The sequence below is a fragment of the Halalkalibaculum sp. DA3122 genome (genome assembly GCF_043951865.1).
Taxonomy (GTDB): domain Bacteria; phylum Bacteroidota; class Rhodothermia; order Balneolales; family Balneolaceae; genus JAMQKA01.
The window spans coordinates 1-9053 of the sequence record NZ_JBINJF010000059.1 but is presented as its reverse complement, the minus strand read 5'-3'; the positions used below and the strand labels follow the sequence as shown (position 1 = coordinate 9053).

Sequence of the window (9053 nt, the reverse complement as noted above, 5' to 3'; positions counted from 1 at the left end):
TGAGAATTAACATCCCTAAGATATTGAATATCAAGCGTTTGCATGGCCTTTCTTAGTTTAAAATTGTTAAAATCCTAACCCCTAAACGCGTTATGTATATGTTCTGCAATCTGAAAGGGACCAAAATTTTTATACAGGTTATACAAGTGATCTTCGAAAACGTGTTCAATATCACAAGGCGGGGAAGGTAAATTCAACGAAAGATAGAAGACCTTTAAAGCTAGTCTATTTTGAAGGTTGTTTAAATCAACAAGATGCAACGAAACGAGAAAAATATCTCAAAACTGCATGGGGCAAAAGATATATTAAAAATCGAATGGAAAATTATCTCACGGGGTGAACCGGAATCCCGGGCTGTATTTTGTGACCATCTGCACCAAGGATCGGCAGCACCATTTCGGAGAGATCCGGGACGGCATCATGGGGCTGTCGGTGCCGGGGTGTGTGGCCTGGCATTATTGGCGGCAGATCCCGAACCATCAACCCAATGTGGTATTGGATGAATTTGTGGTAATGCCGAATCATTTGCATGGGATTGTGGGGATCACACCTGATCATGTAGATCATGCCCGGGTAGGGATATGCCATGGCATGTCCCCACAAAATGGCATGTCCCCACAGAAGGAAGATCATACCACCGACCAACAGAACCAGGTACAATTTGGAAAACCACAATCCCAATCATTATCCATGATTATCAATCATTACAAAGGATCCCTCACCTGGTGCAATGCCAATGGGCATGAATATTTTGCATGGCAGTCCCGGTTTTACGATCATATAATCCGCAATGAAAAGGCCCTGCATCGTATCAGGAAGTATATTTTAAATAATCCATTGCGTTGGCAGATAGATCGGGAAAATCCAAACAGCAATGAAATTCACGAGCAGGCTGTGGAATATATGGCTGCCAATCTATAAAAAATTTTGCCCTTGTACGGACACGCCATGGCGTGTCCCAACAGGCTTAGATTCGAATTCAAAATTCATTACATGAGCAAATACTCCGAAGACCAAGCGGTAGAGCAACCAGCGATTGATCTATTTGAGGAACTGGGATGGGAGACAATCAACGCCTACGACGAGGTGCTGGCCTCTGAAGGCAATCCCGGCACCCTGGGCCGCCAGACGCGGGACGAGGTAGTGCTGGAGCCGCGGCTTCGGAGCAAGCTGGAAGCCTTCAATCCCGACGTACCCGCAGAGCAGATCAACGAGGCCGTCCGCCGCCTCACCCGCGACCGCTCCTCCACCCACGGGGTCCGCGCCAACAAGCAGATCTACGACCTGATCCGGGAAGGGATCAAGCTGGAGTACCGCAACCAGCAGGGCGAAACCGTCCGCAAGACCCTGCAGGTCATTGACTGGCAGGAACCAGAAAACAACGATCACCTGCTGGTCTCCCAGCTCTGGGTGCACGGGGAGTACGGGGACAAGCGTCCCGACCTGGTGGCCTACGTCAACGGTCTGCCGGTGGTGCTGTTTGAGCTCAAGAAGACCGGCCGGAGCGTCCGCGACGGGTACGCCTACAACCTGAGCGACTACAAAGACACCATCCCGCAGCTGTTCTGGTACAACCAGATGATCATCCTCTCCAACGGTACGGAGACCAAGGTGGGCACCATCACCTCCCCGTGGGAGCAGTACGGGGAGTGGAAGAAGATCAGCGACGAGGACGAGCCCGGCATCGTCACCCTGGAGACTGCCATCCGCGGCATCTGTGACAAGCAGCGGCTGGCCGACCTCATGGAGCATTTTATCCTGTTTGACGACGTGAAGGCCAATCCCAAGAAGCTTTTGGCCCGCAACCACCAGTACCTGGGCGTCAACAACGCCATCGAGGCGGTGAAGTCCATTGAGGAAAACAAGGGGCGGCTGGGCGTGTTCTGGCACACGCAGGGCAGCGGCAAAAGCTACTCCATGGTATTCCTGACCCGCAAGATCATGCGGGCGCTGACCGGCGACTGGAAGTTCGTGATCGTCACCGACCGGCTGGACCTGGACGATCAGATCTACAAGAACTTTGCCTCCGTCGGGGCGGTCACCGAGCCTGAGCAGGAGATCCGGGCCGACAGCAAGGAGCAGCTCCAGCAGCTGCTGCGGGAGAACCACCGCTACGTGTTTACCCTCATCCACAAGTTCCACACCCGCGACAGCGAGGAATTCCCGGTCCTCAGCACCGACGACGACATCATCGTGATCACCGACGAGGCCCACCGCACCCAGTACGACACTCTGGCGATGAACATGCGCAAGGCCCTGCCCAACGCCGCCTTCCTGGGCTTCACCGGCACGCCGCTGATCAAGGGACAGGACGAGAAAACCCGCGAGGTATTCGGCGACTACGTCAGCGTATATGACTTCAAGCAGTCGATCGAAGACGGGGCCACCGTGCCACTCTACTACGAAAACCGGATCCCCGAGCTGCAGCTCACCAACGAGCACCTCAACGAAGAGCTGGAGGCCCTGCTCGACGAGGCGATGCTCAACGAGGCCCAGGAGGAGAAGCTGGAGCGGGAGTTCCGCCAGGAGTACCACCTGATCACCCGGCAGGACCGCCTGGAGGCGATCGCCGAAGACCTGGTGCAGCACTTCCTGGATCGCGGCTACATGGGTAAGGGGATGATGATCTGCATCGACCGCTACACGGCCGTCCGCATGTACGACCTGGTGCAGGCCGAGTGGGAACGCGAGCAGTGGCGCGTTAAACGGGAGCTGCAGGCGGCCTCCGGCATGCAGAAAGACCGGTGGCTGGAACGGCTCCACTACCTGCAGGAGACCGACATGGCCGTGGTGATCTCCAAGTCCCAAAACGAAATTCAAGACTTTGAGCAGGAGGGGCTGGATATCCGTCCCCACCGCAAGCGGAAGGAGAATGAGAACCTGGAAGAAAAATTTAAAGATCCCGAAGACGAACTGCGGCTGGTTTTTGTCTGCGCCATGTGGATCACCGGCTTCGACTGCCCCAGCCTGTCCACCCTCTACTTGGACAAGCCGATGAAGAATCACACCCTGATGCAGACCATCGCGCGGGCCAACCGGGTGTACGGCGAAAAGAACAACGGCCTGATCGTCGATTACGTGGGCGTGTTCCGCAACCTGCAGAAAGCCCTGGCCACCTACGCCACCGGCCACGAGCCGGATGATCCCGATGCCACCAACCCGGTTAAAGACAAAGCCGAACTGGTAAATCAGCTGCGGGAAGCCGTGGCCGAAGCCAAAGAGTTCTGTGAGCAGCAGGGCGTGGACCTGGAGAAGATCATTGAGGCCAAAGGGTTCGACACATCCAAGTACCAGAAAGAGTTTGCCCGTGCCATCGTGGAGTACGAGGAGCTGGGCGACAAAGTGGACGATGCGGTGGACGAGGTGCTGATCAACGACCAGAAAAAGAAGGAGTTCATCAAACATGCCAACGTGGTGGATCGCCTCTACAAAGCGATCCTGCCCGACCCCAAAGCCGAGGAGTTCCTGCCGGTACGGGCGGCCCTGAAGGCGATCAAGGACCGGATCAAGATTATCGGTCCCCAGCAGACCGATGATATCTCAGAGGTCAAAAAGAAGATCAGCGATAAGCTGGATGAATCGATCGTCAGCGAGCCTTATGAAATTTATGACGATGGCAACCTAATCGATATCGGGAAGGTCGATTTTGAGAAGCTCAAGGAGCGCTTTGCCAAAAAGAAGCACAAGCGCGTAGAGCTGCAGAAAATGAAGTCAGTTATAGAGCAGCGGGTCCAGGAGATGGTGCAGCAGAACCGCACCCGTATGGACTTCAAGGAGCGCTACGAGGAGATGATTGAGAAGTATAATAATTACAACATCTCGGTGGAGGTCCAGCTGGAGGAGCTGTTCAACCTAGTCAAAGACCTGGATGAGGAAGCCGAGCGCCACGCCCGGGAGAATCTATCGGAAGAGCAGCTGGCCGTCTTTGATATCGTCACCCAGCATGAGAAGATCGAGCTTACCAAGAAGGAACGGGACCAGATCAAGGAGGGCATCACCGAACTGCTGGAAAAGCTCAATCAATCCAAAACGGTCACCGACTGGAAGAAACAGCAGCGCCGTATCGCCGATGTGAAAGTTACCATCGAAAAAGAGCTGGATAATATCCTGCCTGATCAATATGATCGCCAGCTATTTTCACAGACGTGTAATGAGGTGTTTGATCATGTGTGGCAGCGGTATTAGGATCTATTAGAAATACAATGGGTTATATGGACAGTAAAACAAGTTGAAAAGGGCTCGTATCCCTGTTATAGTACCTGAAATACTGTTTCAGCCATCTATCACAGGTTCATTACATCCTGTTGAACACAGAAGTCAGATATAACACGTAACTATTTACTTCTTCAATACAGTTGTTGTCTTGTCTGTTTTGCGTATTCCACCCACGTACCGGATAAAAATTCAGCAGGAGACAGCGGAAAAGGAAAGTGATACAGAAACCAAAATCTACAATACAGAAGTTCTCCGAACCAGTACCAGGTGTAGACAGAGTTGCCGTGGAGCTTAGATTACCTTTTATTTTTCAAAGCCCGGTTCTACTGGTATTTCAGATTCCTTCCCTCATATTGTCCGAAAAATATTGCGTTGCGATACGCAAATAGCGCAGCCGGCTGCACTTAAAAATAATTTGCTGTTTTCTGGTTATAAGAAATTGTTTTTATTAGCTTTATAGATAATAAGTTTTTCTCGCCGTACTACAATTTATACAATGTTTTAACCAAAGCAGTTCATGGGCAAAAAGGTGGGATTCATATTCGCTGGTACAGTCATTATTTGGGTGGCTTTTTACATACTCTATCCATCACAGCCACTCGATGCTGTTGAAACATTTATCGTCGTTGGTGGTCTTTCAATTCTAACCTGGATTTACAGTTTATTTAAAAAGAGGGATAAACATGAACAACCAGAAGTCGAAAAGTAAAAGAGGCGATCTGCACAGGTTTTTATATATCATCCTGGGAGTGGTACTGATTACCGGTCTGCACGCATGCGGTTCCTATCAAGAGCAGGCTAATATGGGAGAAATTGCAGAAACCGGGCGAGATTTTTTGGTAGATGATGAGGTGGAAGAGTCCTATGGAATGTATTCATACATTCTGTTTTCCCAGCCTCCGAATGAAAATACCTATGATCGCTATAACGCCCTGGTAGACAAGTTTTTAAGTTTTAGTCCCATAGAGGATTTTGAAAAATACTATCCCAGGGATTCCCTGAATGTACTGTATCTCCCGGTTGTGGAGATGCCTGCCTATCCAACAGATTCAGACTCAGTCCTGGCCAAATACAATTATACCCGCTCTAAAGTAATCATCAATACGCTACCCCGGGAATACCGGCACAGAGAAGCTGTTTATTTTGTCTCTTCGTTAAAACCGTTAACGAATTCAACCGGAATCCAGGAGCCCTACCTCATACAAGATCTAACGACCATACCACCAGACCTGATGGGTATTTGGGTGGACGAAGTTCTAAATGAATTTCTGGTTCCCCGTTCATGGACCGAAAATGCCATGCGCAAGATGGCGCTCAATCTGCGCACAAATATCGAACGTGCTGCTGAGGGCCTGCCAACGGTTAAAACAGCACTGGTTCAGTTCTTCACCTTCAGGCCAGCATTAGCTAACGTACAAGAATAGAGATCTCGCAGTTCTTGCTGCGGGTAAGGGTATTTTGGTAAAGGCAGGGAACCCAATCGATCGTATATTTGGGAGATCCCGGGAATTACGAATGTAGAATCACGAATAACGAATTTTTAACGACGGGATCTTTGTGAGAAGGTCGCATGAACGAGTTATTGCATCATGTCCCTACCGGAAGAAGTTCTGTTTGACGAGGGGTGGGGCAACAAAATATACAACTGGTCTTTCCCGGCCTTGAATGGGGCGCGGAAGTCGAAGCAAGATCCAGTAGATACGCAATATGTCGCGTCTCTGCGAGTTGGGGAAGATAGTCTCCTGTTTCACATTAAGACTTCGTTATCCTCCTTCCCTGTTCATTTTTGTACGGTTCAAAAACGAACCTAAAAAAGCCGCCGCCGGGGATCGGTTATTAGGAATTCGTTGTTTGTCAAACAATTAACGGATAATCACTCCCTGTCACGGTCTCCTTCGATAATTTTCTTTTGCTAACGCTTTGGATGGTCACAATACATTGACAACCGGGAAATATGTTGAAATGAATTATACACATGTTTTCATGTTGTTTTTCTTACCTTGATGAGAAATATTGATAGAGGTCTCTGCAAAACCGCTGTTACACCCAATTTCTGCATTTTCACGTACTGTTTCGGCTATTGTAAGGAGTGAGTATATATGGAGTTGAAAAATTTTGACCAGTTTTTCCATGAGAGTCCCATCCCGATGTGGATCTATGACCCAGGGGATTATTCCATAAAGGAGGTGAACCAGGCGATGATTGACGTGTACGGGTATTCGAGGGAGGAGATGCTGTCCTTCACGTTGTTTGATTTACGTCCCGGGGAAGAGGTGCCAAAGTTGAAGAAATACCTGTCTCAAATAAATAACGAGCAGGTGGGCGATGAGGGGATTTGGAGGCATCAAAAAAAGAGCGGTGAATTTGTCTACGCCCGGGTCATCAGAAATCCGGTGACGCTTGCAGGGGAGGATGGGACCTGCCAGCTGGTCATGTACAAAGATCTCACTGGTGAGATGAACGTCCGGCTGAGTAATGAAATGTTGTTCAGGCACAGCCTGGATGGAATTATGCTCACAAATCCAAATGGGAAAATCCTGCAGGCCAATCCGGCGGCGTGCGAAATTCTGGGGATGTCAGAGCAGGAAATACGAGAGCGGGGCAGAGATGAGATTGTTGTCAAAGATGAAAAATTAGAGAAAGCCTTGAAACAGCGCTCCCAAACGGGAAAATTTTCGGGAGAACTGAATTTTATCCACAAATCAGGCCGAAAAATACCGGTTGAGCTGACCTCATCGGTGTTTAAAAATTATGCCGGTGAAAAACGGACCAGTTTACTCTTTCGGGATGTCAGCGACCGCAAACAACAGGAAGAGGCCCTGCGCCAGGAAAAAGAGTTTACCGACGTCGTGCTGAGTAGCCTGCCCGGGGTCTTTTTTATGCTGGATGAGGCGGGCGTGGTAGTACGATGCAATAATCATTCTACCGAAGTGTTCGGATTACCGGTGGAAGAGCTTACCGGACGCCCGGCAGTGGAATTTGTTTATGAGGATGATAAAGAGCAGGTGCCGGTCCAGATACGCAACGTGCTAGATGAAGGATACAGCACATTTGAGTTGACGCTGAACATCGCCGGTGGCAATACGGCGGTGTATCGGTTTAATGCCGAGCGACTTGAGCAAAACAATCAGACGTTTATTATTGGAACCGGCCTGGATATTACAAAGATGAAAGAGCTTGAAAAGCAGTTAAGTTCTCTGCTGCAGGAGGAACACGCCGAACGAATGAAAGCGGAAGCCGATCGGGACAAGCTAAAAGAGATGTTTGAAGAAGCGCCCTCCCCCAAATGCTTGTTGGAAGGTCCCGAACTGCGCTATGTTATCGCTAATAAAGCCTATCGGCAAGTAGTAGGCCAGGAGGAGATCCTTGGGAAGCGTATTGCCGATGTAGTTCCAGAACTCAGGGGGCAGGGCTATGTAGACCTGCTGGAAGAGGTTTATCGAACCGGTGAGCCTTATTTGGGATATGGGGATCCTGTACAGATTGACAAGGAAAGGGAGGGATCAAAGCAACAATACATCTTTAACCTTTTGTTTGCTCCGCTGTTTGATGAAGGTGGAGAGGTCTACGGTATTTTTATTGAAGCGATGGACTTTAGTGAACAGGTCGCCTACCAGCAGCAGCTGAAAGAATCGCTGCAAGAAAAGGAAACGCTTTTGGCCGAGATTCACCATCGTGTGAAGAATAACCTTGCCATTGTCACCAGTATGATGGAACTGCAGGCGATGGATTCCACCGACAGCGAGCTTCAGGATTCACTCAGGGTAGCTCAGCAACGTATTCAAACCATTGCCACCATCCATGAGCTGTTATACGGCTCGGAGAGCCTGTCGCATTTGAACTTTGGGAAAAATATAGAGGAGCTGCTACACAATATTTCGGAAGTCTACGATCCTGAAAAACAGATTGATGTGAATCTGCAGGTTGAGCAGATTCCGATGAATATTAACCAGGCGATACCGTGTGCCCTTATGGTAAACGAGGTGTTTACCAATGCCTATAAACATGCGTTTGAGCACCAAAACGAAGGAAAAATAGACGTTCATCTCTATGAAGAAGAGGGGAGTGTAGTGGTCGAGATCACAGATAACGGAGTAGGTATCCCTGATAATGTAATGCAAGAAGAGTTGTCAACCATCGGTCTAACGCTGATAAAGTTACTTAAGGAACAGCTTGAAGGTAAAGTCAGCCTTTCCAAACAAAATGGCACCCAGTTCAGGCTGCAATTTCAAAAGACCGAGGCAAAAGGCACTGGAAGTACATTTACAGGGAGGTAAGGGGAGCCCGTCGTTCCATTTTGCTTCGCACTATTGCGGTCAGGATCACCTCCTTTTTTGGGTTCCTGAGGCTGTCCAAAAAGTCCAATAAGGAGGAACGCCACTTAAATAATTAAGGCGTGGTCAATCTCCCTAAATCCCTCTTCTTCAAGAGGGATTTTATGGTCGCTCATTCCATATATGAAGAGCTGTTTTTTCATCATTGAGTTCCTCTTGGAGAAGCAGGACAGGAGGATTGATCTTCCATTTCTTCCACAAACCTAAATTATTAATGAATGCAACCATCTGTCGAGACTTTTTGGACAGCCTCAGGAAGACTTCAATTGTAGATAATAGCCTTTTTTCTTATTGGGGCTTCCTAATCAGTTTTTTCTTGTTCATTTTTTCATCGATGAGAAAACGAAAAATCCGCTGGAGATGGGAATTATGAATGATGAATTTTGAAGGGGCAGAAACGGAGAACGCGGGGCTTTCCCCCTTGTGGCAGTTATGATTGAAAAGCGGTAAATGATGTTCGAAGGGGGTGCAGGGGGATGAAGAATGAATAATTAATTAAAGATA

The 9053-nt window shown here is 49.0% G+C and carries 6 protein-coding genes; all 6 read left to right on the top strand.

The features are described 5' to 3' along the window. Positions 1 to 103 precede the first annotated feature (103 nt). The 6 genes from ACG2F4_RS18790 to ACG2F4_RS18765 all read left to right on the top strand — a co-directional run bounded on the left by ACG2F4_RS18790 (position 104) and on the right by ACG2F4_RS18765 (position 8492). The gene (locus ACG2F4_RS18790; protein WP_395262487.1) at positions 104 to 340 is read left to right on the top strand and encodes a GIY-YIG nuclease family protein; all 237 of its coding nucleotides are present in this window, start codon (positions 104 to 106) and stop codon (positions 338 to 340) included. Further along, positions 337 to 921 carry a transposase gene (locus tag ACG2F4_RS18785; protein WP_395262486.1) on the top strand — a complete coding sequence of 195 codons (585 nt, stop codon included), beginning with the start codon at positions 337 to 339 and terminating at the stop codon, positions 919 to 921. Before ACG2F4_RS18790 ends, ACG2F4_RS18785 begins: the two co-directional genes overlap by 4 nt. A 72-nt stretch (positions 922 to 993) precedes the next feature. Further along, entirely contained in the window at positions 994 to 4185 is a 3192-nt protein-coding gene (locus ACG2F4_RS18780; RefSeq protein ID WP_395262485.1) for a type I restriction endonuclease subunit R, read from the top strand. Between the two features lie 547 nt (positions 4186 to 4732). Next, positions 4733 to 4924 carry a hypothetical protein gene (locus tag ACG2F4_RS18775; protein WP_395262484.1) on the top strand — a complete coding sequence of 64 codons (192 nt, stop codon included), beginning with the start codon at positions 4733 to 4735 and terminating at the stop codon, positions 4922 to 4924. Beyond that, positions 4899 to 5639, top strand: a complete 741-nt coding sequence (locus ACG2F4_RS18770) for a hypothetical protein (protein ID WP_395262483.1) — start codon at positions 4899 to 4901, stop codon at positions 5637 to 5639. Before ACG2F4_RS18775 ends, ACG2F4_RS18770 begins: the two co-directional genes overlap by 26 nt. A gap of 675 nt (positions 5640 to 6314) precedes the next feature. Then, on the top strand, positions 6315 to 8492 hold the full coding sequence (locus tag ACG2F4_RS18765) for a PAS domain S-box protein (protein ID WP_395262482.1): 2178 nt from the start codon (positions 6315 to 6317) through the stop codon (positions 8490 to 8492). Positions 8493 to 9053: the final 561 nt, after the last annotated feature.

What these genes read in the sequence shown, in the direction of transcription:
- ACG2F4_RS18780 (WP_395262485.1), top strand. Translation starts at nt 994, where the DNA reads ATGAGCAAATACTCCGAAGACCAAGCGGTAGAGCAACCAGCGATTGAT.
- ACG2F4_RS18775 (WP_395262484.1), top strand. Translation starts at nt 4,733, where the DNA reads ATGGGCAAAAAGGTGGGATTCATATTCGCTGGTACAGTCATTATTTGG.
- ACG2F4_RS18770 (WP_395262483.1), top strand. Translation starts at nt 4,899, where the DNA reads ATGAACAACCAGAAGTCGAAAAGTAAAAGAGGCGATCTGCACAGGTTT.
- ACG2F4_RS18765 (WP_395262482.1), top strand. Translation starts at nt 6,315, where the DNA reads ATGGAGTTGAAAAATTTTGACCAGTTTTTCCATGAGAGTCCCATCCCG.